Source organism: Klebsiella sp. WP4-W18-ESBL-05 (assembly GCF_014169075.1).
GTDB lineage: Bacteria > Pseudomonadota > Gammaproteobacteria > Enterobacterales > Enterobacteriaceae > Kluyvera > Kluyvera ascorbata_B.
The window spans coordinates 2,153,218-2,179,903 of sequence record NZ_AP022057.1; the positions used below are offsets into that span (position 1 = coordinate 2,153,218).

Sequence of the window (26,686 nt, forward strand, 5' to 3'; positions counted from 1 at the left end):
GATTGAGTTAATCTCCATGTAGCGTTACAAGTATTACACAAACTTTTTTATATTGAGAATATTTTTTTATGCGTTTTCCCTTATTTTTGATCGTTCGCTCAAAGAAGCACCGACTTTGCGCTTTTGCCGGGAAAATGCGTGTGAAAACAGAGGACTTCCATCGGATTCATCTTAGATAATCGAAGTTTAAATAGTGAGAGCCTATTTGATTTTTTATTGAGCAGGGTTATCTGAGTGTATAAAAAAAGCGCCCAATGGGCGCTTTTTAGGCAAACTATAATAAGTATGTGGATTATTACAGTACGTGTACGGAGGCGGTGTTGGTGGTGCCGCTCGGTACCAGCGCGCCGGAAACCATCACCACGACGTCGCCTTTCTGTGCCAGACCGCTTTCTACAGCGACTTCTTTGCCCAGACGGTAGAAATCATCGGTAGAGCTGATTTCTTTGACAACCTGTGCGACAACGCCTTTGCTCAGCACCAGCTGACGCGCAGTCGTTTCGTTGGTGGTCAGCGCCAGGATGGTGGCATCCGGGAAGTATTTACGGATAGCGCGTGCGGATTTACCGCCCTGGGTTGCTACCACGATCAGCGGTGCGTCCAGTTTCTCAGCGGTTTCTACTGCGCCACGGCAGACGGCTTCGGTGATGCGCAGCTTACGGCTGTCGTTGTTGAACTCCAGACGGCTGGTCATCACGCGGTCAGTACGTTCACAGATGGTGGCCATAATGGTCACGGCTTCCAGCGGGTACTTACCTTTTGCGGATTCACCGGACAGCATGACTGCATCGGTGCCGTCGAGGATGGCGTTTGCTACGTCGCCGGCTTCAGCGCGGGTCGGACGCGGGTTTTTGATCATGGAATCCAGCATCTGGGTCGCAGTGATAACGACTTTGCGCGCGCGGATACATTTTTCGATGATCATTTTCTGGGCGAAGATAACTTCTTCAACCGGGATCTCAACGCCCATGTCACCACGAGCAACCATGATGCCGTCAGAGGCTTCGAGGATTTCGTCGAAGTTGTTCAGGCCTTCCTGGTTTTCAATTTTGGAGATGATCTGGATGTTTTCGCCGCCGTGCGCCTTCAGGTGCTCGCGGATTTCAATAACGTCAGAACGTTTACGAATGAAGGATGCGGCAACGAAGTCAACGCCCTGTTCGCAACCGAAGATCAGGTCCTGTTTGTCTTTTTCAGCCAGCGCTGGCAGCGCGATGGAAACGCCCGGCAGGTTAACGCCTTTGTTCTCACCCAGGTCGCCGTTGTTCAGCACTTTACAGATAACTTTGTTACCTTCGATAGCGGTCACTTCCATACCGATCAGGCCATCGTCAACCAGCACGGTGTTGCCCACTTTCAGGTCAGAGGTGAAGCCTTCGTAGGTGACCGCAACGATTTCGCTGTTGCCGATAACGGATTTGTCGGTGGTGAAGGTGAAGGTCTGGCCCGCTTTCAGGGAGACGTCGTTACCGCCTTCCAGTTTGATGGTACGGATTTCCGGACCTTTGGTATCCAGCAGGATAGCGGCTTTCTTACCGGTTTTGCTCATCACGTTGCGCAGGTTCTTGATGCGCTGACCGTGTTCAGCATAGTCGCCGTGGGAGAAGTTCAGACGCATAACGTTCATGCCCGCGTCGAGCATTTTGCCTAACATCTCTTCGGATTCGGTTTTCGGCCCGATGGTGCAAACAATTTTGGTCTTTTTCATGACAGTCTTAGTCTTTAAGTTGAGATTGAGAAGGATTTGGAATTCTCGCCCCATGCGCGCACGGCCACGGAGTCAAACCTGTGTTACGAAAGTTGCTATGCCACGCCATAAGGATAGGTGACATAAAAAAAGCGTGCAGAGGAAAGTGTGCTAGAGGTTCAGCATAGTCAAAAAGGCGATGTTTTAATCGTTTATTGATGTAGTCCAATGAGCTGAAACCATTCAAGAAAGAAACGCGGCGGATTATACGATGTTATGGCGAAAAAAGAAAATAAAAACGCTGTTTCAAAATGAATGAAGGCTGTTTAACAAAATAAAAACGAATTATAGGTGAAAATGTAACAGCATAGATGCGCAACGGCAGACGCCGGGAGCCTGCTGATTTGCTTTCTGTGCGAAACGAAACAATAATAATTTGATTCTTAATGGAAATTAGCGAGCGTAAACGATGGGAAATCAGGCAAAAGACGACGTTTTATACCAGGAAATGTGCCGCGTAGTGGGAAAAGTTGTGCTGGAAATGCGCGATTTGGGCCAGGAACCGAAGCATATTGTGATCGCTGGCGTGGTCCGCACGGCGCTGGCAAACACCAAGGTCCAGCGTTCAGAGCTGACGCGTGAAGCGATGCAGAAGGTGGTGACCGCGCTGTCAGGGCAGGCCTGACAGCGGATCAGGCGATCACAAAGCGCAAAATCGATTTCACCGCCAGCTCGCTGTGGTGATGAATCAGCCCCTCATCGTTGATATCCGGAAGCGGACCGTCCAGATAGAGGCTGTTAAAGCTGTAAAAATTAGACACCTGATAAAAGCTGAAGCTGCTAATCAGACGGTGAACGTCGCGCGCGTCTAACGCGGGCTGGAATATGCCCTGTTCTTGCCCGCGGTGCAGAATCTGCTCCAGCAAGGAGAGGGCGCTTTTATTCAGCCGCTTCAGATCGCCCGAAGCCAGCAGCCATTTCCCGCGCTGCATATTCTCCATACAGATAATCCGCATAAAATCAGCGTGCTCGGCGTGATAACGTACGCTCCATTTCACCAGTTGGACGAGTGCTTCCACCGGCGGCAGGTTCTCCAGCCCCAATTGCTGCTCGGTCTCGCGAATGCGCGTATAGACGTACTGCAGTACCGCCTGGTACAACAGCTCTTTAGTCTTAAAGTAGTACACCACCATACGCTTGGTCGTCTGCGCCTCGCCGGCTATCTGTTCCATACGCGCACCGGCCAAGCCGTGTTCCGCAAAAACCGCGATTGCGGCGGTAAAAATCCGTGTTTTTAGCGACTGCGCTTCATCGTGAGCGATGGCTGACATAACCACTCCTGTTCATTTTTACCGGGCACAAAAAATACACACAATGATCACAAATTGGCAACCAAATCTGGCGCGCTTGAACCAAATGATTCATATTCGATGCAACTGCTACCGCCAAAGCCAGGTGAAACCATGTTGCGTTCAATTGCTACCGTATCCCTTTCTGGAACCCTGCCTGAAAAGCTCAGCGCGATTGCCGCTGCCGGTTATCAGGGCGTTGAAATCTTTGAAAACGATTTGCTCTATTATACCGGTACGCCGACGGATGTCCGTAATATGGCCGACGATCTGGGGCTTAAAATCACGTTATTTCAGCCTTTTCGCGATTTTGAAGGCGGCCCGCGCGAGCGGTTTGCGGCTAACCTGGCGCGAGCCGAGCGCAAATTTGCGCTGATGCACGAGCTGGGCTGCGACACGCTGCTGCTGTGCAGTAACGTTCAGGCCGACTGTTCTGCCGACTTTTCCCTGCAGGTTGAAGATTTGCGCGCGCTGGCGACGCTGGCGGAGCGGGAAAATATCCGCATTGGCTATGAAGCGCTGGCGTGGGGTACCCACGTAAATCGCTGGTATCAGGCCTGGGAGCGGGTGAAAGCGGTAGATAGCCCGGCGTTGGGGATCGTGCTCGATAGCTTCCATATCCTGGCATTAGGCGACGATCTGCGTCGTCTGCACGAAGTGCCGATGGACAAGATCACCTTCCTCCAGCTGGCCGATGCACCGTTGATGAAAATGGATGTGCTCGAGTGGAGCCGCCATTTCCGCTGCTTTCCGGGGCAGGGTGAACTGCCGCTGGTGGCGTTTACTCAAGAACTGACGCGCCTTGGTTACCGTGGCCCATGGTCGCTGGAAATTTTTAACGACGGCTTCCGCGCCTCGCCCAACGGCGCGACGGCCAAAGACGGCTATCGCTCGTTGCTGTGGCTGGAAGAGCAGACTCAACGCACACTCGGTGAGAGCGGGGCGGATCTGTTCCACACGGCCAATCTACCAACTTTTGAGGGCATTGAGTTTATTGAGTTCGCCGCGAGCCCTGGCGAAGCGAAAAAGCTGAGCACCATGCTCGGCGGTATGGGATTCCAGCTGGAGGGGATGCACCGTTCCAAGCAGGTCGCGCTGTGGCGTAACGGCGGCGCGCGGGTAATTATCAACTATCAGCCCCACAGCTGGGCGGATCACTTCTATCAACGTCACGGCGTCTCGCTGTGTGCGATTGCGCTACGGGTCAGCGAAAGTGTGCCAGCGATCGCTCGCGCCAAAGCCTATGGCTACGCCACCTGGCAGGGCGAAGCCGGGCCGAATGAAAGCACCATCCCGGCGGTATGCGCACCGGACGGCAGCCTGATTTATCTTGTCGATAGCCAACAGGATATTTACGCGCAGGATTTTACCCTCACCGAAACGGCGAACGTGGGGCCGCTGCTGGGGATCGACCATCTGGCGCTAGGGATGGAGGCCGACAGCCGTGACAACTGGGTGATGTTTGTTCGCGCGGTGCTGGGTTTTACGCTGGAGCATGAACAAACGCTACCAGACCCTTACGGCCTGGTGCGCAGCCTGGCGGTGCAAAGCCCGCAGGGCACCGTACGCCTGGCGCTGAATATCTCTCAAAGCCGCGCAACGCAGATTGCCCGCTCGGTGGCCTGCTATCAGGGGGCCGGGCTACAGCACGCGGCGTTCGCGGGTCGCGATCTCCCCACGCTGCTGGACAACCAACCGCTGGCAGCCGCGCTGTCGCTGCCGGTTCCGGCAAACTATTACGATGATTTGCAGGCGCGATTTGGCGATAGCGCGCAGGTGGAAACCCTACGCCGCCAGCAGATTCTCTACGATCGTGACGGTACGGGCGGCGAATTTTTACACCGTTACACCTTACCGTTCAGCGAAGGGCGCTTCTTCTTTGAATTTACCGAACGTCGTCACGGCTACGCGCAGTACGGCGCGGTGAATGCTGCCGTACGACTGGCGGCAATGCAGTACCGTTAGCGCCGGAATGTACCATTCGGTACGCTGGGGCCACAGGCTAGACCATAACAATAAACATTCATCTGCACTCGACAACGACAGGTAAACACTATGAATTCACTCGGCCAACCTCGTGTGGCCACCGCTGCGGCGGTGAACGCGATCCCTCGCTCCCGGCGGCGCATTGGTATTCTGGCGCTGCTGGCCGTGGGGACCATGATCAACTATCTCGACCGCACGGTGCTGGGGATTGCCGCGCCGCAGCTGACCCAGGAGCTGGGCATTAGCGCCGCGGTGATGGGGATTGTCTTTTCCGCCTTTGCCTGGACCTACGCGCTGGCGCAGATCCCCGGCGGCATGTTCCTCGATCGCTTCGGCAACAAGTTGACCTATTTTCTGGCGCTGAGCTTCTGGTCGCTGTTTACGTTGCTGCATGGTTTTGCCGTAGGTCTGAAAACGCTGCTGCTGTGCCGTTTTGGTCTTGGCGTCAGCGAAGCACCGTGCTTCCCGGTGAATAGCCGGGTGGTGAGCGCCTGGTTTCCGCAGCATGAACGAGCAAAAGCGACCGCGGTGTATACCGTTGGTGAATATCTCGGGCTGGCCTGTTTTGCGCCGCTGCTGTTCTGGATTATGGGCGGTTTTGGCTGGCGCACGCTGTTTATCTCGGTAGGTGTCGTCGGCATGTTATTTGCGCTGGTCTGGTGGCGATGCTATCGCGAACCGCATGAGGACAGCCGTCTGAGCCAGCAGGAGCGCGAGTACATTGCCGCCGGCGGCGGCATCAGCTCTGGCGCTGAGCAGCGCAAGGCGTTCAGCTGGCCGCTGGTACGTCAGCTGTTGCGCAAACGGCAAATTATTGGCGCCAGTATCGGCCAGTTTGCGGGCAATACCGTGCTGGTATTTTTCCTGACCTGGTTCCCCACCTATCTGGCGACCGAGCGGCATATGCCGTGGCTGAAAGTCGGGTTCTTCGCCATTCTGCCGTTTCTGGCGGCGGCGGGCGGCGTGATGTTCGGCGGTTGGGTGTCGGATAAGCTGCTGAAAGCTACCGGCAGCGCCAACCTGGGCCGTAAGTTGCCCATTATCGCGGGGCTGCTGATGGCGAGCTGCATTATTAGTGCTAACTGGCTGTCCAGCGACACGGCGGTGATCCTGGTGATGTCGTTCGCGTTCTTTGGCCAGGGGATGGTCGGGCTGGGCTGGACGTTAATTTCCGATATGGCACCGAAGGGGCTGGGCGGGCTGACCGGCGGGCTATTTAACTTCTGCGCCAACCTGGCGGGGATCCTCACGCCGCTGGTGATTGGTTTTATCGTGGCGGCGTTTGGCAGCTTCTTCTACGCCCTGGTGTATATCGGCGGCGCGGCGCTGCTTGGCGTGGTGGCGTATCTGTTTATTCTCGGTGATGTGAAGCGCATCGAACTGGATCTGCCTGAACAGGAGGAAACGCATGCACATTAGTGGGCGTACGCGGTTGATTGCGCATTTGGGATATCCGACGGAAAGCTTCAAGGCACCAATGATCTATAACCCCTGGTTTGAAAACCAGAGCGTCGACGTCAAAGTGGTGCCGATGGGCATCAAGCCGGAAGATTATGCGTCGTTGATCCCCGCGCTGTTTTCGCTAACCAATATTGCGGGCGCACTGGTGACGATGCCACATAAAGTGGCGACCTGCGGGCTGGTCGACCGGATGAGTCCCACCGCGCAAATTGCCGGTGCCTGCAACGCTATCCGCCGCGAAGCCGATGGTTCGCTGACCGGCGATATGTTTGACGGTGACGGCTTTGTGCGTGGCATTCAGCGCAAGGGCTTTGGTACCGTCGGGGCACGCGCGATGGTGGTGGGCAGCGGCGGCGTGGGGTCGGCGATTGCGGCTTCGCTAGCGGCAGCGGGCGTCAGTGCGTTGACGCTATACGATGCGCGGGAAAGCACGGCGCACGCGCTGGCTGACCGTTTACAGGGGCATTACCCGCAGCTCGAACTGACGGTGATGGACAACGATCCTGCGGGGCATGGCCTGGTTGTCAATGCGTCACCGTTGGGCATGCTCCCTGCCGATCCGCTGCCGATGGACGTTCAGCGAATAGAGCCCGGCACGTTCGTGGGCGAAGTCGTCATGAAGCAGACGTTTACGCCTTTCTTGCAGGCGGCAATGGCGCGCGGGTGTCCGGTACAGCCAGGGACGGATATGCTGTTTGAAATGATCCCGGCCTATCTGGACTTCTTCCATCTGCCGGTGGCAACGCCGGATCGGCTGCGGATGCTGGCGGAAATTCACGACTAAAGTGCTGGTCAGAAGCGTAATAGCCCAGATAATATAACGCTTATGTCTGGGCTACTTCGTTTCTTCTTATGCATTCCACGTTAACACTTCTGGCGGCCGGCAGCCTGCGCCGCGCGTTTATCCCGTTACAGGCGCAGTTTTCCGGGCAAACCGGCATTGCGCTGAAGCTGGTTTTTGGCCCCGCAGGTTTACTGCGCGAGCGTATTGAAAGCGGTGAACCGTGTTCGCTGTTTGCATCGGCGAATCGCCAGCATCCTCAGGCGCTTTGTGACGCCGGCCGCGCAAGCGGTCTCCATCTTTTTGCCCGCAATTCGCTGATGCTTACCGTGCGAAATACCCCGCAGACGAAGGGAAAAACGTGGCGGGAACTGCTGGCGGATGAGACGCTGCGGTTAGCGACTTCGACGCCGCTGTGCGACCCTTCCGGTGACTACACCTGGCAGCTTTTTGAGCGTATAGCGTCCTGCTATCCGGCGCTGGGCAATGCGCTCAAGCAGCGCGCAATGCCGCTGGTTGGCGGGCGGCATTCGCTCGCGCTGCCGAACGGGGCGATGGCCAGCCAATGGTTGATTGATGAGGGGGTCGCCGATCTGTTTATCGGCTATGCTCACTACGCCACCGCGCTGGAGAATCAAAGCAACGTTCGCTGCGTCGTTATTCCCGAGCCGTGGAATATTCACTGTGAATATTACCTGACCGATGTTGATGAGCATGACGACGCGCGGGTGTTCCGCCAGTTTATACTGGGTGAAGAGGGGCAGCGCTGCCTGCGCGACGCCGGGTTTATGTCGGCGAGCGGTGAATAGTAAAAAGCGGAGTCACCACCGGGGAAGGGTAATCCTCAAGCTGAAGCTTACGAACCCGTACGCCGTAAGCGCGCTGGAGATTGGCTTCCTGTACCACCTCGGCTGTTCGTCCGGCCAGCCATTGACGGTCAGGCATCAGCAGTAGCGTATGGCTCGCCACCTGAAGCGCGTGGGTAGGATCGTGGGTGGTAAACATCACGGTACGCGACTGGGCGCGCGACAGATCGCTTATCAACTGTAATACCGTCTGCTGATTGCCCAAATCGAGCGCCGAGCAGGGTTCATCCAACAGGATATTCTGGCTGGCGCTGACCAGCGCGCGGGCGATCATCACCAGCTGCTGCTGACCGCCGGACAGATTGCTGAACAGCGCGTCAGCCAGATTGGCGATATTCAGCTGAACCAACGCCGCCTGGACCTGACGTTCGTCCTCTTCCTGCGGCTGTGAAAACAGGGCAATATGGCGCGCGCGTCCCATCAGTACGATTTCTCGAACCCGCCAGCCAAAAGCGGGGCGAAAAGACTGTGGAACAATCCCTACGCCACCGCTGGCCACCACCCGGCCGGATAACGACGGCAGTACGCCGGTAATGGTGTCCAGTAACGTACTTTTCCCCCGACCATTGGCCCCCAGAATCGCCCACACTTCGCCGGGCTGGCAGTGCAGATTCAGCGGGGTAAACAGCGGCAAGTGGTGACCATATTCGAGCTGCGAGAATGTGAGCGTCGGGGTCATCAGATCGTTCCTTTTCGGCTGGCGCGTACCAGCATAATGGCAAACAGCGGCGCACCGACCAGCGCAGTAATAATCCCGATGGGGATTTCTGCCGCGGTCAGCGTACGGGCGAGATCGTCAACCAATACCATAAAGCTGGCACCGATCCAGAAGGCGCAGGGGAGCAGGCGACGGTGATCGGCGCCGCTGAGCATTCGCGCGAGGTGAGGGATCACCAGACCAACCCAGGCAATACTGCCGCTGACGGCCACCTGCGCCGCGACCAGCAGCGCGCAGCACAGCAGCACGACGCGGCGCAACGCGGTTACGCTAACGCCCAGCGCGCGGGCGTCTTTATCATCCAACGACAGCAGGTTGATGCGCCAGCGCAGCGTGTAAAGCACCAGCGAGGCGGCCGCCACCGGGATGACGAGCAGCAGCACTTTGTGCCAGTTGGCGGTGGCAAAACTACCAAGCAGCCAAAAGACAATATTCGGCAATACCTCTTCCGTGTCGGCCATGTACTGCATCAGGCTGACCAGTGCGGCGAAGAAACCGCTGAGAATAATCCCGGCAAGTATCAGCACCAGCGTGCTTTCCCGGCCTTGAAGCGCCGCCAGAAGGTAAACCAGCGTGAGCGCCAGCAGGCCAAAGAAGAAGGTGGTGCCCATCATCAGCGGCATACTGAGTCCGAGCAGAATAGCCAGCGTGCCGCCAAAGGCAGAGCCCGAAGTGACGCCGATAATATGCGGGTCGACCAGCGGATTCTGGAACACGCCCTGGAGCGTCGCGCCGCATAGCCCCAGCGCGCCGCCGGCGAGCAGCGCCATCAGAATGCGCGGCAGGCGAACGGACCAGACGATCTGGTGGGCGATATCGCGGCTATGCGGGTGTATCAACTGCGCCAGCACTTCACCGATAGATAAACCGTATTGACCAAAACACAAAGAGAGCACGGCAACGGTGAGCGTGAGCAGCATCAGCCCACCCTGTAACGTTTTGGGGCGACTACGGATGTGCATTAGCCTGCCAATCGGTACGGTAGAAACGATGGTAGTAATCCTGCGCCTGCGCATCGACGTCGATATCTTTGTAGCGCTGCGGGTAGAGTTTTTTCGCCAGCCACAGTTCGCCAATAGCCAGCGCTTCCGGCATTGGATAGCCCCATGCTTTCGCGTATTCCGGCATCAGCCAGACGCGGTGATTTTTCACAGCATCAATGCCTTGCCACTGCGGGTCGTTGACTATCTGTTTCACCACCTCGGGGTAGCGGTCCTGCACGAAGATAACCTGCGGATCCCACTGCAACACTTGTTCCATCGACACCTGGCGTGCGCCTTTTACGGTTGCGGCGGCCACGTTGATAGCGCCCGCATGTTGCATCATCAGGCCGGTATACTTCCCTGAACCATAGGTATTCAGATCCGGGTTAGCCATGTACACACGAACTTTCTCTGCGGACGGAATGGCGGCGACCGGCGCGTTGAATTTGGCGCGCGCGGCAAAGGTGTAATCAATGAGCGCATCCGCCTGCGCCTGACGGTTAACCACGTCACCAATCAGGCGAATACCCTGTTTCAGGCCTTCGTTATACGCGCGTTCTTCATCGGCCATGGTGGGATTCATTTTATTTTGCTCACCGGCGGCGTCTTCACGAAGAGAGATGGCAACGACGGGGATCCCCGCATGGGAAATTTGCTGAATCATGGCCGCCGGTGCGTAGTTGGCGACAAACACCACCTGTGGGTGCAGCGCCAGCAGGCTTTCAATATTGACCTGGGTGAGGTCGCCCGGCATCGGCAGCGTTTCAATGCCAGGCATGAAGCGGGCAAAACCCGGGCCGAGCTGTTTTTTCCAACTGCTCAGGACGCCAACGATATCCGCAGAGGCGTCCAACTGTACCAGCAGGTTTAAGGTCTGGTGTTGGAGCACCACCACGCGGTTGACCGTATCGGGAAGGGTAACCTGGCGGCCAAGCTGGTCGGTTACGGTACGGTCGGCAAGCGCAGGGGTCACTGCCGCCAGGCTGGCGCAGGCTAGCGTCAGACCAACAAGTAAACGGTGTAATGTAGACATGAGTCGCTCATTCAGGAGGGGAAGTAATCGGTGTGTATTTGATTATATAACGAAGGGAAATGCAAACCGTCTGACGGAAATACCCCTAAATTTCTCCTGAAAACAAAAAAGGCCGCAGCGTTTTCGCGGCGGCCTGGTTCGGGCGCATGCTGCCATTCAGGCAAAAATGGTCATCAGGTATGCGGCAAACAGCGCCAGGTGCGCCGCGCCGTTCAGCACGTTGGTACGCCCGGTCGAGAACGAGATGTGGCACAGTATCAGCGAGGCAACCATCACGATCATCTCCGGCATCCCCAGGCCGAACATCAGTTCGTTACCGGTCAGCCAGGCGATCAGCGTCACCACCGGCACGGTGAGGGAAATGGTCGCCAGCACCGAGCCAAAGAACAGGTTCATCGCACGCTGCACCTGGTTATTAAGAACCGCCTTCAGCGCGCCTAAGCCTTCCGGCGAGAGGATCAGCAGAGCGACCAGGAAACCGGTAAACGCGACCGGCGCGTTCATGCTGGTCAGCAGCGTCTCCAGCGGGTTTGCGTTCATTTTGGTCACTGCAATCACCGCCACCAGATGGACAATCAGCCACAGGGCGTGCCAAAGGCTGCTGTGCGCCGACGGTTTACCGTGGTGCGGGTCATCATCGTCGCTGTCGTCCTCATGCTCGTAGACAAACAGACTCTGGTGCGTTTTGGTTTGAATAAGCAGAAATACGCCGTACATGGCGGCGGAAATCAGCGCCACGAGCAGCGACTGGCCGATGGTAAAATTGGCCCCCGGCAGCGCCGTCGGGAACACCAGCACAATAATGGCCAGCGGAAACAGGGCAATCAAATATTGTTTGATGCCGAACAGGTTCATATATTGCGTGGCAAATTTGCGCCCGCCAAGCAACAGCGAAAAGCCCACCAGTCCGCCGGTCACGATCATAATGATCGAATACAGCGTATCGCGCATCAGGGTGGGGGCGGCATCGCCGGTGGCCATCAGCGCAGAAATCAGGCTGACTTCCAGAATGACGACAGAGAGACTTAAAATCAGGGAGCCGTAGGGCTCGCCGAGACGGTGGGCTAAGACGTCGGCGTGGCGAACCACGCTAAAGGCGCTGCTCAGAATACCAACCAGAGCGAGAGCATTAATCGCAATAACCACTGGCAATGACTGACTGCTTCCCCAGAAGAACAGGATTGCCAGCGCGATGACCGGGAAAATGAGCGACGTCTCCTTGTGGCGAGTTTTCACCGCCTCATGTGCGTGGGTCATGTGTTTCTCCATATATGCAGGTATTTATAATTATAGAAAAAATCAGGGGCATAAATTAACAAATTTTTCCATGTGTCAGGCAATCTTTTACTAAAATTTACCCATGGCGCGAATTTTATGGTTAAAGGTCTATAATATAAAACAACTGATAAATATCTATTAAATAACAGTCAATTGCCATGTTGTTATTTTTATTATTCGTCCGGAGTGTTCACGGTGAAACGCAATAGGGATCCGGCAGACAAATTGCATCCGAGGGCGTAAAGCTGGATAATATTTCGTCAATGACAGCGCCGGAAGTCGCCATCCGTTCCCTTGAGAGCGTATGTGTTGCAAGGACGAGTTGTGGTGGTGGAGGTTTAAAGTGTTAACGCGTGATTTCTTAATGAAGGCGGATTGTACGACGGCGTTTGGCGCCATTGAGGCGTCGCTGCTATGGTCAGCTGAACAGCGCGCGGCATCGCTGGCGGCAACGCTGGCCTGTCGGCCGGATGATGGCCCGGTATGGATATTTGGCTACGGTTCGCTGATGTGGAACCCGGCGCTCAACTACAGCGAGTCGGTTACCGGCACGCTGGTTGGCTGGCATCGGGCCTTCTGCCTGCGCCTGACGGCGGGGCGCGGCAGCGCGTGCCAGCCGGGCCGTATGCTGGCGCTGAAAGAAGGCGGGCGCACCACGGGCGTCGCCTATCGGTTGCCGGATGACGAAATTGAAAACGAGCTGTCGCTGCTGTGGAAACGCGAGATGATCACCGGCTGCTACCTGCCCACCTGGTGCAAACTGGCGCTCGACGATGGGCGTACGGTAAATGCGCTGGTGTTTATTATGGACCCGCGCCATCCGCTGTATGAATCCGACACCAGCGTGCAGGTCATTGCCCCGCTGATTGCGCGCGCAAGCGGCCCGCTTGGCACAAATGCGCAGTATCTTTTCTCGCTGGAACAGGAACTGCAAAAGCTGGGTATGCCGGACGATGGATTAAATGAACTGATTCATAAAGTGCGGCTGCTGGTGGGGGGCGTCAATCCGCCGGGGCTGGCTTAGTCGCAGGACCACCCCGGAAGCGTGCTTCCGGGGCAGGGCTCAGGCAGCGACGTAGCTGATAGAGTGCTCAAGAGACTGGCTATGACTGTCAATCAGTACGTTCCAGGTACCGCTGTAAGGCACGGTCAGGTATGCCTTTTCTTCGTTCTGTACGCTCAGAATATCGGCGCCGTGATTGCTGGCGCTCTTTTGGGTGCTCATTAAATGAATGTGGCAACGCTCAGAGCAACGCACCACCACCGTATCTCCGCCAAATAACGTCAAACTTGCCTTTACCATCACCAAATACCCCGCTGCCATGAGTCAATGCGCTCCCTGCGATGAAATCCTGCTTGTGATGTTGTTCACAATTCACTCATCGCATAACACCAAACCCTGTGCCTGCGGATGCTGATTTTGATCAAAAAATGCCGCAATGCTTCAACAAAAATGACAATGTTCCTGAATGCATTCAGCCTTCGCCACATTGCTGCGCAGAATGCAGCAGACGTAATACAAAATCCTTTAAAAACGGGGTAAATGGCGACGATATCAGAAGGTCAGCACTTTATCCGCGGCCAGCGTCCACTGCGCTAGCTCGACCAGCGTGCCAATCTCGACGCCGTCAATCAGCGGCAGGGCGGTGATGCCACGGCCGTCGGTGCAGGTTTTACACAGCTTCACCGGCACGTTTTGCGCAGTGAGGATCTCGAGCATTTGCTGAATGTTGTAGCCTTCCGCGGGTTTTTGCCCGCGCAGGCCTGCGGTGACGGCGTCAGACATCAAAAATAGCTGAAGATGCAGGTCTTCCTGCTGTTCGCGCAGGGCGATAGCAAGGCGCAGGCTGTTGAACAAAGATTCGCTGCCGTAGGCGGCACCGTTGGCGATAATGACGATACGTTGCATCTGAACTCCTTTTAGGCACGGTTATTGCTGGTTGTTGCTAAAGATAGGTAAATCCTCTACCGGGAGCGCATATGATAAATCATGAAGATGATACCCCCGACGCTATCGAGTGGTTTCGCTACGCGCGGCAGGTGCAGAAAGACCAGCTTCGGCAGCTGGCGCGGCAAGGGCAATTGGTCAGCCAGATAAGCCACGTCGTGCATATGTTACAGTGTGAACGCGGGGCCTCCAACATCTGGTTATGTTCACAGGGGCGACTGTACGGCGCCGAGCGCCGGGCCAGCGCCGCGCTGGTGGATGAACAGCTGCGCCCGCTGCTGCGGTGCCTGTCGCCGCGCCATCTGCCATCAACCAGCGGCCTTTGCCAGCGCATCGCTCGAGCGGTCTGGTCGTTGGAACAGCTGCCCGCGCTGCGCGAAAATGTTGCCAGCCTGCAAATTGCCGCCGAGACGGCCACCGGCCAGTTCAGCCGCACCATTCGCCATTTACTCAACATTATTCCACAGCTGAACGACAGCATTGACGATCCGCAGCTCGCCGCGCGGCTGGTGGCGCTGTACAGCTTTATGCAGGGCAAAGAGCTGGTGGGTCAGGAGCGTGCGCTGGGGGCGCAGGGGTTTGCGCTGGGCTGTTTTAGCCAGGAGCTTCGCCAACGGCTGGTCGATCGTATTGACGGCCAGCAGCCCTGTTTTGACAGCTTTCTGTCGCTGGCGACGAGCCCGCTGAAGATGCTGTTTTACACCGAATGTCAGGCGGGGATAGCGATTGAACAACTGCGGCGGATCGCCTGTACCCGCCAGCCCGGCGAGGATGATGGCGAAACGGCGCTGCGCTGGTTCCAGCTGCAAACTCAGCGGCTGGAGCAGATGCGCGGGCTGGAAGAGCTGCTGATTGGCGAGCTGATGACGGCCGTTGATGGCCTGCTGCTGGACGATAACGCCCCCGATCCACGGCAGGATGACGCCGTCAGCGACGGTATGTTGCTGCACCTGGACAGGCAGCTGCTGCCGCTGGTGCGCCAGCAGGCGCGCGAACTGGAGCAGCTTTCCAGCCAACTGGCGTCGCTGAAGGATACGCTGGAAGAGCGGCGGCTGATTGATAAAGCCAAAGGCGTGCTGATGACCTACCGGCAGATGAACGAAGAGCAGGCCTGGCACTGCCTGCGCAAAATGGCGATGGAGAAGAATCAGCGCATGGTAGAGATCGCGCGCGCGCTGCTGGCGGTAAAGACGTTATGGCAGCAGGAGGCCCCCCCACCGTTGCACAATGAACGGGCATGAATGCTTTGCTGCGGTGCAAAAAAGGTGACGCAGACAACATTATTTGCCGCAACCCCGTGTGTTTACGACCTGGCATCTGAATTGCATTAACTTAATAAATCATCGGTCACGAGCCAACGGCGGTTCGGAGACCACGAGGATAAAGGCGTCCTGCAATGCGAAGCATTGCCGGGCGCTTTTTTTTTGCATTCGGGAGCGAATATGGGCGAGACGTTTTCACTATCACGGCGGCGATTTATTCAGGCGGGCGCGGCGCTGGGCGGCGCGATGCTGCTGCCGGGCATCATGCAGGCAGCCTGGGCGGCCGGTTCCGATAAACCGGAACGGCAAACGGTCAAGGTGGGGTTTATCCCGCTCACCGACTGCGCGCCGTTGGCGATTGCGGCGTTAAAGGGATTCGATAAGAAGTACGGCATCACCCTCGTGCCAAGTAAAGAAGCCAGCTGGGCGGCAGTGCGCGACAAACTGGTTAACGGCGAGCTGGACGCGGCGCACGTACTCTATGGCCTGCTGTATGGGCTGGAGCTGGGCGTGGCGGGTAAACCGCAGGCGATGGCTAACCTGATGACGCTGAACCGTAACGGCCAGGGGATCACCCTATCGACGGATTTGCATGCGCAGGGCGTGAGCGATCTCAGCGCGCTGAAGACGCTTATTGGCAACAGCGCGCCGGGCACCTACACCTTTGCGCATACCTTTCCGACCGGCACTCATGCGATGTGGCTCTACTACTGGCTGGCCAGCGGCGGCATTAATCCCTTCAGCGATATTCGTACCGTGGTGGTTCCGCCGCCGCAGATGGTGATGAACATGCGTATTGGCAACATGGTGGGTTTTTGCGTCGGCGAGCCGTGGAACGCCCGCGCCATCAACGATCGCATCGGCTTTACCGCCGCCACCAGCCAGGAAATCTGGCCGGAACACCCGGAAAAAGTCCTGGGCACGCGCCGTGAGTGGGTTGAACAGTACCCGAATACCAGTCGTGCGCTGGTGGCTGCGCTGATGGACGCCGCCCGCTGGATTGACGCCTCTGCGGATAACAAGCGGGAAACCGCCCGAATTCTGGCCCAGCGCGGGTGGCTCAACACCAAAGAACAGTACCTGACCGGCCGTATGCTCGGCGACTACGACAACGGTATCGGGCGTCGCTGGCACGATGCGCACCCGATTCGTTTTTTTGACCAGGGCGATGTTAGCTTCCCGTGGCTGTCGGACGGCATGTGGTTCCTGACCCAGTTCCGCCGCTGGGGTCTGCTGAAAAGCGATCCGGATTATCTGGCCGTTGCCCAGCGCATCAACCGCATCGATGTGTGGAAAGACGCCGCGCAGGCCGTGGGAGGGATCGCCGCACCAACGCAAACCTTACGCAGCAGCACCCTGATTGACGGCACCGTCTGGAATGGGAATGACCCCGCCGGATACGCCCGCCGTTTTGCCATTCAACGTTTGGGAGCATGAGATGAAGAGCAGAAACAAAACCGTTGAGAAGATGCCCGCGCCAGCGGGAGAAGTGATTACGCTGCCGCCGGTGCAGGTACGTCGACAGGCCCCCGTATGGGGTCGGCGGATTCGCGGTCTGGCTGAGCGCGCGATCCCGGCGCTGATGGGATTAGGCATGCTGGTGCTGCTCTGGCAGCTGGCGGCAGTCAACAGCAAAGGTTTTCCGACCCCGCTAAGCACGCTCGACTCCGCGCTGACGCTGTTCGCCGATCCGTTCTACAACAATGGCCCTAACGATGTGGGCGTTGGCTGGAATGTGCTGGCGTCGCTCCAGCGTGTGGCCGTGGGGTTCGGTCTGGCGGCGCTGGTCGGGATCCCGCTGGGCTTCCTGATTGGCCGCTTTACCTTTTGTTCCCGTATGTTTACGCCGCTTATCGCACTGCTGCGCCCGGTCAGCCCGCTGGCGTGGCTGCCAATTGGCCTGCTGTTGTTCCAGAAGGCGGAGCCTGCCTCGAGCTGGACCATTTTTATCTGCTCTATCTGGCCGATGGTGATCAACACCGCTGAAGGGGTCAGACGCATTCCGCAGGACTACCTCAACGTTGCGCGGGTGCTACAGCTTTCTGAATGGACGGTCATGCGCAAAATCCTCTTCCCGGCGGTATTGCCCTCGGTGCTGACCGGCGTTCGGCTGTCGATCGGTATCGCCTGGCTGGTGATTGTGGCGGCGGAAATGCTCACCGGCGGTCTGGGCATTGGTTTTTGGATCTGGAACGAGTGGAACAACCTCAACGTGGAAAACATCCTCATTGCGATCGTCATCATTGGCGTCGTCGGGCTGCTGCTGGAGCAGGGGCTGATGCTGATTGCGCGTCGTTTTAGCTGGCAAGAGAAATAAGGAGAATCGCATGAAACCATTAATTCAGGTCCAGGCCGTGAGCCAGCGTTTCCATACCGCCAGCGGCGAGTTTCTGGCTTTACAAAACGTCTCGTTTGATATTCACGAAGGGGAAACGGTGAGTCTGATAGGCCATTCTGGCTGTGGGAAATCCACGCTGCTCAACCTGATCGCCGGGATTACTCTGCCAAGCGAAGGCGGGCTGATTTGCGATAACCGGGAGATCGCGGGGCCGGGACCGGAGCGGGCGGTGGTGTTCCAGAACCATTCGCTGCTGCCGTGGCTGACCTGCTTTGATAACGTCGCGCTGGCGGTTGACCACGTTTTCCGCCGCAGCATGAGCCAGGCCGAGCGCCGGGAGTGGATTGAACACAACCTCGATCGTGTACAGATGGGTCATGCGATGCACAAACGGCCTGCGGAAATCTCCGGCGGCATGAAACAGCGCGTAGGCATTGCCCGCGCGCTGGCGATGAAACCTAAGGTGCTGCTGATGGATGAACCGTTCGGTGCGCTGGACGCGCTGACCCGTGCGCATTTGCAGGATTCGGTGATGCAGATCCAGCAGGCGCTGAATACCACCATCGTCTTGATAACCCACGACGTGGATGAAGCGGTACTGCTCTCCGATCGCGTGCTGATGATGACCAACGGCCCGGCGGCCAGCGTGGGCGAAATACTGGAGGTTAATCTGCCGCGCCCGCGCAATCGGGTACAGCTGGCTGATGACGGGCGCTATCACCATCTGCGTCAGCAGATTCTGCATTTCCTCTACGAAAAACAGCCCAAAGCGGCGTAAGGGACGGGCGTATGCGGAAACTGGTGATGATCGGTAACGGTATGGCGGCAACCCGGCTGGCAGAGAAGCTGGTGACCGCTGCACCGGGGGCGTTTGCGATAACGATTATCGGCGATGAGCCGCACCCGGCCTACAGCCGTATTCTGCTTTCTCCGGTGCTGGGCGGAGAGAAAACGTTTCCGCAGACGCTGCTGCAGCCGGAGGGATGGTACGCCGGACACGGCATCACGCTGTGCATCGGGGAGACGGCGCTGGCGGTGGATATTGCGGCCCGTCGGGTCACCACCACTCAGCGCACGCTGATCTGGGACGAGCTGGTCTTCACCTGTGGCTCCCACGCTTTTATGCCGTCGTTGCCGGGCATCACGTTGCCGCATGTGTTTGCCTTCCGCACTCAGGCTGATGTTGATGCCATCCTGGCAAGTCCGGGGGCGACGGTGGTGATCGGCGGCGGGGTGCTGGGGGTGGAAGCGGCGGCCGCGCTGCGGCAATCAGGTGACAACGTCACGTTGGTGCAGCGCAGCGGTCGATTGATGGAGCAGCAGCTCGATGAGCAGGCCAGCAAACTGCTGGTACAGCGCCTGGCGGCGCGCGGCATCCGCTGCGAACTGAATGCCGGAATTGCGGCCATCACCCCTCAGGCAGTCATGCTTGATGACGGCCGCAACATTCCTGCACAGCGGGTGGTGATGGCGACCGGCGTACGGCCAAACATCGCGCTGGCGCAGACCGCAGGACTGCTGTGTCAGCGCGGCATCGTGGTTGATCGCCAGCTGGCGACGTCGGTCCCCGGCGTTAGCGCCATCGGCGAATGCTGCGAAATTGACGGCCAGACCTTTGGCCTGGTCGCGCCCTGTATGCAGCAAGCGGATGTGCTGGCGGCGCGGCTGTGCGGCGCGCCCGGCAAGGATTTTCACTGGCAGGATGCGGGAACGCGCCTCAAGGTCAGCGGTATCGATCTGTTCAGCGCCGGGCAGGTTGAGGCTCGCGATGAGGATGAACAGTGGTCATCGTTCGACCCGCAGACCGGCCATTATCGTCGCCTGCTGGTGCGCGATGAACGCCTGATAGGCGTTCTGCTGCTGGGCGACTGCGCCCGTGCGGCGACCTTTACCGATTTATTGCACGCTACGCAGCCTGCGCAAGCGGGTTGGATCTTCGACCAATTCACGACGCAGCCGCGGGCTGCAGGAACGCAAACAATGACTAAATCAACCTTAGCGGTGGTCGGAAACGGCATGGTCGGCCACCATTTTCTTGAGCAGTGCGTCAGCCGTAACCTGCATCGGCAGTACCAGATCGTGGTCTTTGGCGAGGAGCGTTATGCCGCCTATGACCGCGTCCATCTGTCAGAATATTTCGCCGGACGCAGCGCCGACTCGCTGTCGTTGGTTGAGGGCGACTTTTTCGCCGAACACGGCATTGAGCTGCGCTTGTCGCAGCGCGTGGCGGCGATTGATGGCGATGCCCGGCTGATTCGCGATGCCGACGGTCACGAGCTGCACTGGGATAAGCTGGTGCTGGCGACCGGATCTTACCCGTTCGTGCCGCCGATCCCCGGCAGCACGCTGCCAGGCTGTTTTGTTTACCGCACACTCGACGATCTGGATGCCATTGCCGCGCGCGCAAAAACGGCGACCCGTGGCGTGGTGATCGGCGGCGGCTTACTGGGGCTGGAGGCGGCGAATGCGCTGCGTCAGCTGGGGCTGGAGACGCACGTGGTGGAGTTTGCGCCAAATCTGATGGCGGTACAGCTGGATAACGGCGGCGCGGCGATGCTGCGTGAAAAAATCACGGCGTTGGGCGTGAATGTACACACCAGTAAGGCGACAACCTGCATTGAAGAGACGGAGCAGGGACTGACGCTGCGTTTTGCCGACGGCGAGAGCCTGAGCGGCGATCTGGTGGTCTTCTCGGCCGGGATCCGCCCACAGGATAGCCTGGCGCGTGCCAGCGGGCTGTGCCTGGGTGAACGCGGCGGCATCGTGATTGATAATCAGTGTCGTACCTCCTGTGAGGATATCTACGCTGTCGGTGAATGCGCGCTGTGGGACAGCAAAATCTATGGCCTGGTGGCGCCGGGCTACCAGATGGCACGCGTCACGGCCGCGACCCTGGCCGGTGAACCGGCCGCGTTTACCGGTGCTGACATGAGCACCAAGCTGAAGCTGCTGGGTGTTGACGTGGCCTCGTTTGGTGATGCCCAAGGGCGCACTCCCGGTAGTCAGAGCTATCAGTGGATCCACGGGCCGCAGCAGATCTACAAAAAGATCGTGGTCAGCGCCGACGGTAAACGACTACTCGGCGGTGTGCTGGTGGGCGACGCCAGCGACTACGCCACGTTATTACAGATGATGCTTAACGACATGGCGCTGCCGTCGCAGCCGGAATGGCTGATTCTACCCGCGCTGGAGGGCAGTGCGCCTAAAGCGCTGGGGGTGGCGGCGCTGCCTGATTCGGCGCAGATCTGCTCATGCCATAACGTCAGCAAAGGGGATATTTGTCAGGCGGTCAGCGATGGCGCAACCAGCGTGGGGGCGATTAAGCAATGCACCAAGGCGGCGACCGGCTGCGGTGGCTGTAGCGCGCTGGTAAAACAGGTGATGGAATATCAGCTGGCGCAGCAGGGGGTGGAGGTGAAGAAAGACATCTGCGAACATTTCCCGTATTCGCGGCAGGAAATCTATCATCTGGTGCGCGTCAACCGTATTCATACCTTTGATCAGCTGATTGCCCGCTATGGACATGGCGATGGCTGCGAAATTTGTAAACCGCTGGTTGGCTCGGTGCTGGCCTCCTGCTGGAATGAATATCTGCTGAAACCGGCACATCTGCCGCTACAGGACACTAACGACCGCTATTTTGCCAACATTCAAAAAGACGGTTCCTACTCGATTGTCCCACGAATGCCCGCCGGGGAAGTCACGCCGGACGGGCTGATCGCCATTGGGCAGATCGCCAAGCGCTATGCGCTGTACAGTAAAATTACCGGCGGGCAGCGTATCGATCTGTTCGGCGCGCGATTAGAACAGCTACCGGAAATCTGGCGTGCGCTGCTGGAGGCCGGCTTTGAGACCGGACACGCCTATGGAAAATCGCTGCGTACGGTGAAATCCTGCGTCGGCTCGACCTGGTGTCGCTACGGTGTGCAGGACTCCACCGGGCTGGCGGTGACGCTTGAGCATCGGTACAAGGGGTTACGCGCGCCGCACAAAATTAAGATGGCGGTGTCCGGCTGCACGCGGGAGTGCGCCGAGGCGCAGGGCAAGGACGTCGGCGTGATTGCGACGGACAAGGGCTGGAATCTTTATCTTTGCGGCAACGGCGGTATGAAGCCGCGCCATGCGGATCTGTTCGCCAGCGATCTGGATGATGCCACGCTGCTACGCACCATCGATCGTTTCCTGATGTTCTATATTCGCACCGCCGATCGTCTTCAGCGCACCAGCACCTGGATGGATAACCTGGAAGGCGGCATCGACTATCTGCGTAGCGTGATCATGGACGACTCGCTGGGCATCGGCGACGAGCTGGAGCAGGAAATGGCGCGGGTGATTGAGAGCTACCAGTGCGAATGGCAAACTACCCTCAACGATCCGCAGAGACTGGCGCTGTTCCGTTCCTTCGTCAACAGCGAAACGCCGGACGAAGCGATGCAGCGACAGTCGGTGCGCGGGCAGCCGCAACGGGCTGTCATCGCTGCACCGCTCGCGCTGGAGGTCAGCCGTAAGCCCTGGCAGGCTATCTGCTCGCTGGAGGATATTCCGCCGCAGGCCGGTATTGGCGCGCGTCTGGGCGAGCTGCAGATAGCGCTGTTCCGGCTTAACGATAAGGTCTATGCGCTGGATAATCTGGAGCCGGGCAGCCAGGCTAACGTGCTGTCGCGCGGGCTGCTGGGCGACGCCAGCGGTGAACCGATTGTCATTTCACCGCTGTATAAGCAGCGCATTCGTCTGCGCGACGGGCGACAGTGCGACAGCGGCGAGCAGGTCGTGCGGGCCTGGCCGGTGAAGATTGAACAGGGGCAGGTATGGGTTGGCAACCAGGCGCTGGTACTGCGCGCGGAGGCGTCATGAGGGAAACGAAAACCACCTGTCCCTACTGTGGCGTTGGCTGCGGGGTTGTCGCGCGCGTTGAGGGCAGCGTCGTCAGCGTGGAGGGCGATGCGACTCATCCGGCCAACGCGGGGCGTCTGTGCGTCAAGGGGGCATCGCTGGCGCAAACTATCGGCCTGGAAGGGCGATTGCTGTACCCGCAGCTTGATGGTCAGGCGGTGAGCTGGCCGCAAGCCCTGACCGCGGCCGGCGAACGGCTGCGGGCGATCATCGATGCGTACGGCCCGCAGGCGGTGGCTTTTTATGCGTCAGGCCAGCTGCTGACCGAGGATTATTACGCGGCCAACAAGCTGATGAAAGGGTTCATCGGTGCGGGCAACATTGATACCAACTCACGGCTGTGTATGTCGTCGGCGGTGACGGGCTATAAGCGCGCGTTCGGTGCGGATGTGGTGCCGTGCAGCTATGAAGACGTGGAGCGTAGCGACCTGGTTATTCTGGTGGGCTCCAACGCTGCCTGGGCCCATCCGGTGCTGTATCAGCGGTTGGTTCAGGCAAAACAGCGGCGTCCGCAGATGAAAGTGGTGGTTATCGATCCCAGACGCACGGCTACCTGCGATATTGCCGATTGCCACCTGGCGATTTCACCGGGCACCGACGGTGGGCTGTTTGTCGGCCTGCTGCGGGCGCTGGCGCAAGCGGGCGTGGCCCGAATGGACTACGCCGACGCTAGCGCTGCGCTGACTGCGGCAGAGGGGTGGACGGTGGCTCGCGTCGCCGCATTTTGTGGCCTGAGTGAGGGCGAGGTGCAGGCGTTCTATGCCCAATTTATCGCGGCGCCGCGTGCCATTACGCTCTACACCATGGGCATCAACCAATCCTCCAGCGGCAGCGATAAATGCAACGCCATCATTAATGTCCATCTGGCGAGCGGTCAATTCGGCCGCGAAGGCTGTGGGCCATTTTCGCTGACCGGGCAGCCTAATGCTATGGGGGGGCGCGAGGTGGGCGGTCTGGCGACGATGCTGGCGGCGCACATGAATTTTGAGCCGGCGGATCTGGCCCGTGTAGCACGGTTCTGGGGCACTGAGCGGCTGGCGCAGACGCCGGGACTGATGGCGGTTGACCTGTTCACTGCTATTGGGCGCGGTGATGTCAAAGCGGTATGGATCATGGGGACCAACCCGGCAGTATCTTTGCCTGACAGCCACGCGGTGAGTCAGGCGCTGGCGGCCTGCCCGCTGGTGATTGTCTCTGAGGTCGCTGCGGAAACGGACACGTCGCACTATGCCGATATTCGTTTCCCGGCGCTGGCCTGGGGGGAGAAAAATGGCACCGTGACGAACTCCGAACGGCGCATTTCCCGTCAGCGCCCGTTTTTACCGCCGCCGGGCGAGGCGCGTGCCGACTGGTGGATAATTGCTCAGGTGGCCGGCGAACTCGGCTTTGCCGAGGCATTCGGCTGGCAGCATCCGCATGAGGTGTTCAGTGAACATGCGGCGCTTTCCGGGTTTGAGAACCACGGCCAGCGGGCGTTCGATATCAGTGGGCTTGCGAGCCTTACCCGTGCGCAGTGGGATGCGCTGGCGCCGGTGCGTTGGCCGGTTAGCCGTGGTGAAGGCAAATGGGATCTTCATCGCGGCTGGCGTACGGATGGTCGTCTACGAATGGTGCCGGTAACGCCGCAAACCATGCAGGCGCGCAGCGAGCCGCTGTATCCGCTGATTCTCAACAGCGGGCGCGTACGCGATCAGTGGCACACCATGACCCGAACCGGCAGCGTACCGCTGCTGATGCAGCATATCGCGCAGCCGATGGTGGAAATTTCGCCACAGGATGCCGCCCACTATACGATACAGCACGGCGGCCTGGCGCGGATCAGCTCACCGCGCGGCGTGATGGTGGCTCGCGTCGCGGTGAGCGATACGCAGCGCCCGGGCTCGCTGTTTACGCCGATGCACTGGAATGACGGCTTCGCGCGTCAGGGTAAAGTCAACAATCTGGTTGCCCCCACGGTCGATCCGCATTCCGGGCAGCCGGAAAGCAAGCAAACGGCGGTGCGTATTGCGCCGTGGCAGCCGCTGTGGCAAGGGGAATTGTTGAGCCGCGCGCCGGTAATGCTACCGCGCCATCTGCACTGGTGGCGTAAAGCCGCACCGGGGTTGCATCATCTGACGCTGTGCGGCGAGCGCCTGATTCAGAGCGCACTGCTCGCCTGGTGTCAACGGCAAGGTTGGCAGATTCAGGTCGCAAGCCTGGGGGATACCTGGCATCTGCTGGCCTGGCATGACGGGCAGCTGATGCTGGGATTCTGGAGCAGCCGCACGCTGCCGGACGTTGACGTCTCGCTGATTTTACGCGCTTTCGACGAAGCGCCGCAGGCGCTTGCCGAACGTCATGCGCTGCTCGGCGGGCGCGATCTGGCGCGGCCGGCGGTAGGGAAAATTGTGTGCAGCTGTTTCAGCGTGGGTGAAAAAACCATCGTCGATGCCATTGAAAGGCAGGGATGCGCCACAACGGAGGCTTTGGGGGAACGGTTGAAATGCGGGACCAACTGCGGTTCGTGTCTGCCGGAGCTAAAGGCGCTGCTGGCCTGCGCCGAACGCAGGGCGGCGATTTTATAGCCTTTCAGTCTATTCCTGGAATGCGCCGCAGAAGCTGAACAATGCGCGTAAAGGGAATAGACTTAAGGCGTTAGGGTCGGCGATTTCCGACCTTTGATTTACGCTGGCTATGAGGTTGTGGATTTGTCTTTGCGTTTTTACTCGTCATTTCTGGTGCTGCTGATATTAACCAGCGGCAGCGCGCGGGCACGGCAAACGTTTATTGAAGAGGCCGAACACCCTTTCGATAATCTACCGGATCTGGGTATCGCGCCGGAAACACACGATGGCGAAAAACAGTTTGCCGAAATGGTAAAGTCGTTTGGCGAAGCCAGCATGACCGACAACGGCCTTGATACCGGCGAGCAGGCGCGGCTTTTTGCCCTCACGCAGATCCAGGAAAAGGTCAACGGCGAAGTGAACGAACAGTTGGGCAGTTGGCTGTCGCCGTGGGGGAACACCGACTTCCAGATGCTGGTGGATGAAAAGGGCAAACTGACCGGCAGCCACGGCAGCTGGTTTATTCCGCTTGAGGACAATACGCGCTACCTCACCTGGAGCCAGCTTGGACTCAGCCAGCAGGATGAAGGGCTGGTGGGCAATCTCGGCGTGGGGCAGCGTTGGGTCGCGGGGCACTGGCTGCTGGGCTATAACACCTTTTATGACAGCCTGCTGGACGCCAGCCTCGATCGCGGCGGCGTCGGCGCGGAGGCGTGGGGCGAGAACCTGCGCTTCTCAGCCAACTATTATCATCCTCTTCATGATTGGTATCGTGGCGGTACGACGTTGCAGCAGCGGATGGCGCGCGGTTACGATGTGACCGCACAGGCCTGGATACCGGCCTATAACCACATCAATACCAGCCTCAGCGTTGAACAATACTTTGGTGATAACGTTGATCTGTTTCGCAGCGGTACCGGCTACCACAATCCGGTCGCCGTTTCCCTGGGGCTCAATTACACGCCCGTTCCGCTGCTTACCTTCAGCGCCCAGCACAAACAGGGCGAAAGCGGGGTTAATCAGAACAACCTTGGCATGAAGGTGAACTACCGCTTCGGCGTGCCGTTAAAAAAACAGCTGGCAGCCGACGAGGTTGCGCAGCGGCGTACGCTACGCGGCAGCCGCTACGATGCGCCGGAGCGCAATAATCTACCGGTCATGGAGTTTCGTCAGCGTAAGAGCCTGACGGTGTATCTGGCGACGCCGCCGTGGAACCTCACCGATGATGAAACGGTTGAGCTTAAGCTGCAGGTGCGCGATCGGTATGGCGTGAAGTCGCTGACCTGGCAGGGGGATACCACGGCGCTCAGCCTGACGCCACCTGCGGCTAATAACAGCACCGAGGGCTGGAGCATCATCATGCCGGCGTGGGATTATACGGAAGGCGCCAGCAACACCTGGCATTTATCGGTGGTGGTGGAGGATAACAAAGGCCAGCGGGTGACCTCGAATGAGATCACGCTGGCGTTGACCGAACCGGTGGTCAGCGTTTCGCCGACCGAGAACGGTTGGTCGAACGTTGCACCTTAATTGTGCGTGACAGCGGCTGCCACGACAATT

At 58.5% G+C, this 26,686-nt stretch carries 21 protein-coding genes; 13 read left to right on the plus strand and 8 right to left on the minus strand.

All coding sequences use genetic code 11. From position 1 onward, the window contains the following. Window positions 1-295: 295 nt before the first annotated feature. Complete coding sequence (gene pykF / locus H7R58_RS10325; protein ID WP_106928905.1) at window positions 296-1,708, minus strand: pyruvate kinase PykF; 1,413 nt, start codon at window positions 1,706-1,708, stop codon at window positions 296-298. 448 nt (window positions 1,709-2,156) lie between these two features. On the opposite strand from pykF, the gene fumD reads away from it, so the two are divergent. Beyond that, window positions 2,157-2,372, plus strand: coding sequence for a fumarate hydratase FumD (gene fumD / locus H7R58_RS10330; RefSeq protein WP_106928903.1), 216 nt, complete (start codon window positions 2,157-2,159; stop codon window positions 2,370-2,372). 7 nt (window positions 2,373-2,379) lie between these two features. On the opposite strand, the gene H7R58_RS10335 is transcribed toward fumD, so the two are convergent. Then, window positions 2,380-3,018 (minus strand): TetR/AcrR family transcriptional regulator, encoded by a 639-nt coding sequence (locus tag H7R58_RS10335; protein WP_106928901.1) that lies wholly within the window; start codon window positions 3,016-3,018, stop codon window positions 2,380-2,382. A gap of 132 nt (window positions 3,019-3,150) precedes the next feature. Here H7R58_RS10335 and H7R58_RS10340 point away from each other — a divergent pair, with 132 nt between their 5' ends. From H7R58_RS10340 to H7R58_RS10355, 4 genes are all read left to right on the plus strand, one after another. Next, the gene (locus H7R58_RS10340; RefSeq protein WP_182929015.1) at window positions 3,151-5,001 is read left to right on the plus strand and encodes a bifunctional sugar phosphate isomerase/epimerase/4-hydroxyphenylpyruvate dioxygenase family protein; all 1,851 of its coding nucleotides are present in this window, start codon (window positions 3,151-3,153) and stop codon (window positions 4,999-5,001) included. A gap of 90 nt (window positions 5,002-5,091) precedes the next feature. Next, window positions 5,092-6,441, plus strand: coding sequence for an MFS transporter (locus H7R58_RS10345; protein WP_182929014.1), 1,350 nt, complete (start codon window positions 5,092-5,094; stop codon window positions 6,439-6,441). Next, window positions 6,431-7,267 (plus strand): shikimate dehydrogenase family protein, encoded by an 837-nt coding sequence (locus H7R58_RS10350; protein ID WP_106928895.1) that lies wholly within the window; start codon window positions 6,431-6,433, stop codon window positions 7,265-7,267. Before H7R58_RS10345 ends, H7R58_RS10350 begins: the two co-directional genes overlap by 11 nt. 68 nt (window positions 7,268-7,335) lie before the next feature. Beyond that, a complete protein-coding gene (locus tag H7R58_RS10355) occupies window positions 7,336-8,073 on the plus strand; it encodes a substrate-binding domain-containing protein (protein ID WP_182929013.1) in 738 nt (245 codons plus the stop codon). Here the strand turns inward: H7R58_RS10355 and H7R58_RS10360 are convergent. The 4 genes from H7R58_RS10360 to chaA all read right to left on the minus strand — a co-directional run bounded on the left by H7R58_RS10360 (window position 8,051) and on the right by chaA (window position 12,121). Next, entirely contained in the window at window positions 8,051-8,809 is a 759-nt protein-coding gene (locus tag H7R58_RS10360) for an ABC transporter ATP-binding protein (RefSeq protein ID WP_106928891.1), read from the minus strand. The genes H7R58_RS10355 and H7R58_RS10360 overlap by 23 nt on opposite strands. Next, on the minus strand, window positions 8,809-9,810 hold the full coding sequence (locus H7R58_RS10365; protein ID WP_106928889.1) for a FecCD family ABC transporter permease: 1,002 nt from the start codon (window positions 9,808-9,810) through the stop codon (window positions 8,809-8,811). Before H7R58_RS10365 ends, H7R58_RS10360 begins: the two co-directional genes overlap by 1 nt. Then, complete coding sequence (locus H7R58_RS10370) at window positions 9,797-10,864, minus strand: ABC transporter substrate-binding protein (RefSeq protein WP_182929012.1); 1,068 nt, start codon at window positions 10,862-10,864, stop codon at window positions 9,797-9,799. The genes H7R58_RS10365 and H7R58_RS10370 overlap by 14 nt, the downstream gene beginning before the upstream one ends. Before the next feature lie 156 nt (window positions 10,865-11,020). Beyond that, window positions 11,021-12,121, minus strand: coding sequence for a sodium-potassium/proton antiporter ChaA (chaA, locus tag H7R58_RS10375; RefSeq protein ID WP_182929011.1), 1,101 nt, complete (start codon window positions 12,119-12,121; stop codon window positions 11,021-11,023). Between the two features lie 364 nt (window positions 12,122-12,485). Here chaA and H7R58_RS10380 point away from each other — a divergent pair, with 364 nt between their 5' ends. After that, on the plus strand, window positions 12,486-13,166 hold the full coding sequence (locus tag H7R58_RS10380) for a gamma-glutamylcyclotransferase (protein ID WP_182929010.1): 681 nt from the start codon (window positions 12,486-12,488) through the stop codon (window positions 13,164-13,166). A gap of 39 nt (window positions 13,167-13,205) precedes the next feature. On the opposite strand, the gene H7R58_RS10385 is transcribed toward H7R58_RS10380, so the two are convergent. Next, on the minus strand, window positions 13,206-13,451 hold the full coding sequence (locus H7R58_RS10385) for a DUF1883 domain-containing protein (RefSeq protein ID WP_064544976.1): 246 nt from the start codon (window positions 13,449-13,451) through the stop codon (window positions 13,206-13,208). A gap of 246 nt (window positions 13,452-13,697) precedes the next feature. Further along, window positions 13,698-14,051: a DsrE/DsrF/TusD sulfur relay family protein gene (locus tag H7R58_RS10390; protein ID WP_106928881.1), complete on the minus strand. Its 354-nt coding sequence runs from the start codon at window positions 14,049-14,051 to the stop codon at window positions 13,698-13,700. Between the two features lie 71 nt (window positions 14,052-14,122). Between H7R58_RS10390 and nasR the strand changes: the two genes are divergently transcribed. The 7 genes from nasR to H7R58_RS10425 all read left to right on the plus strand — a co-directional run bounded on the left by nasR (window position 14,123) and on the right by H7R58_RS10425 (window position 26,656). Further along, window positions 14,123-15,331: a nitrate regulatory protein NasR gene (nasR, locus tag H7R58_RS10395; RefSeq protein WP_182929009.1), complete on the plus strand. Its 1,209-nt coding sequence runs from the start codon at window positions 14,123-14,125 to the stop codon at window positions 15,329-15,331. 201 nt (window positions 15,332-15,532) lie between these two features. Then, complete coding sequence (locus H7R58_RS10400; RefSeq protein ID WP_182929008.1) at window positions 15,533-16,789, plus strand: CmpA/NrtA family ABC transporter substrate-binding protein; 1,257 nt, start codon at window positions 15,533-15,535, stop codon at window positions 16,787-16,789. Between the two features lies 1 nt (window position 16,790). Beyond that, window positions 16,791-17,669, plus strand: coding sequence for a nitrate ABC transporter permease (ntrB, locus tag H7R58_RS10405; protein ID WP_106928878.1), 879 nt, complete (start codon window positions 16,791-16,793; stop codon window positions 17,667-17,669). A gap of 10 nt (window positions 17,670-17,679) precedes the next feature. After that, the gene (locus tag H7R58_RS10410) at window positions 17,680-18,468 is read left to right on the plus strand and encodes an ABC transporter ATP-binding protein (protein ID WP_106928876.1); all 789 of its coding nucleotides are present in this window, start codon (window positions 17,680-17,682) and stop codon (window positions 18,466-18,468) included. Window positions 18,469-18,479: 11 nt separating this feature from the next. Continuing rightward, entirely contained in the window at window positions 18,480-22,544 is a 4,065-nt protein-coding gene (nirB, locus tag H7R58_RS10415; RefSeq protein ID WP_182929007.1) for a nitrite reductase large subunit NirB, read from the plus strand. Next, window positions 22,541-25,147, plus strand: a complete 2,607-nt coding sequence (locus tag H7R58_RS10420) for a nitrate reductase (protein WP_182929006.1) — start codon at window positions 22,541-22,543, stop codon at window positions 25,145-25,147. The genes nirB and H7R58_RS10420 overlap by 4 nt, the downstream gene beginning before the upstream one ends. Before the next feature lie 117 nt (window positions 25,148-25,264). Continuing rightward, window positions 25,265-26,656 carry a YchO/YchP family invasin gene (locus H7R58_RS10425; RefSeq protein WP_106929054.1) on the plus strand — a complete coding sequence of 464 codons (1,392 nt, stop codon included), beginning with the start codon at window positions 25,265-25,267 and terminating at the stop codon, window positions 26,654-26,656. Window positions 26,657-26,686 lie beyond the last annotated feature (30 nt).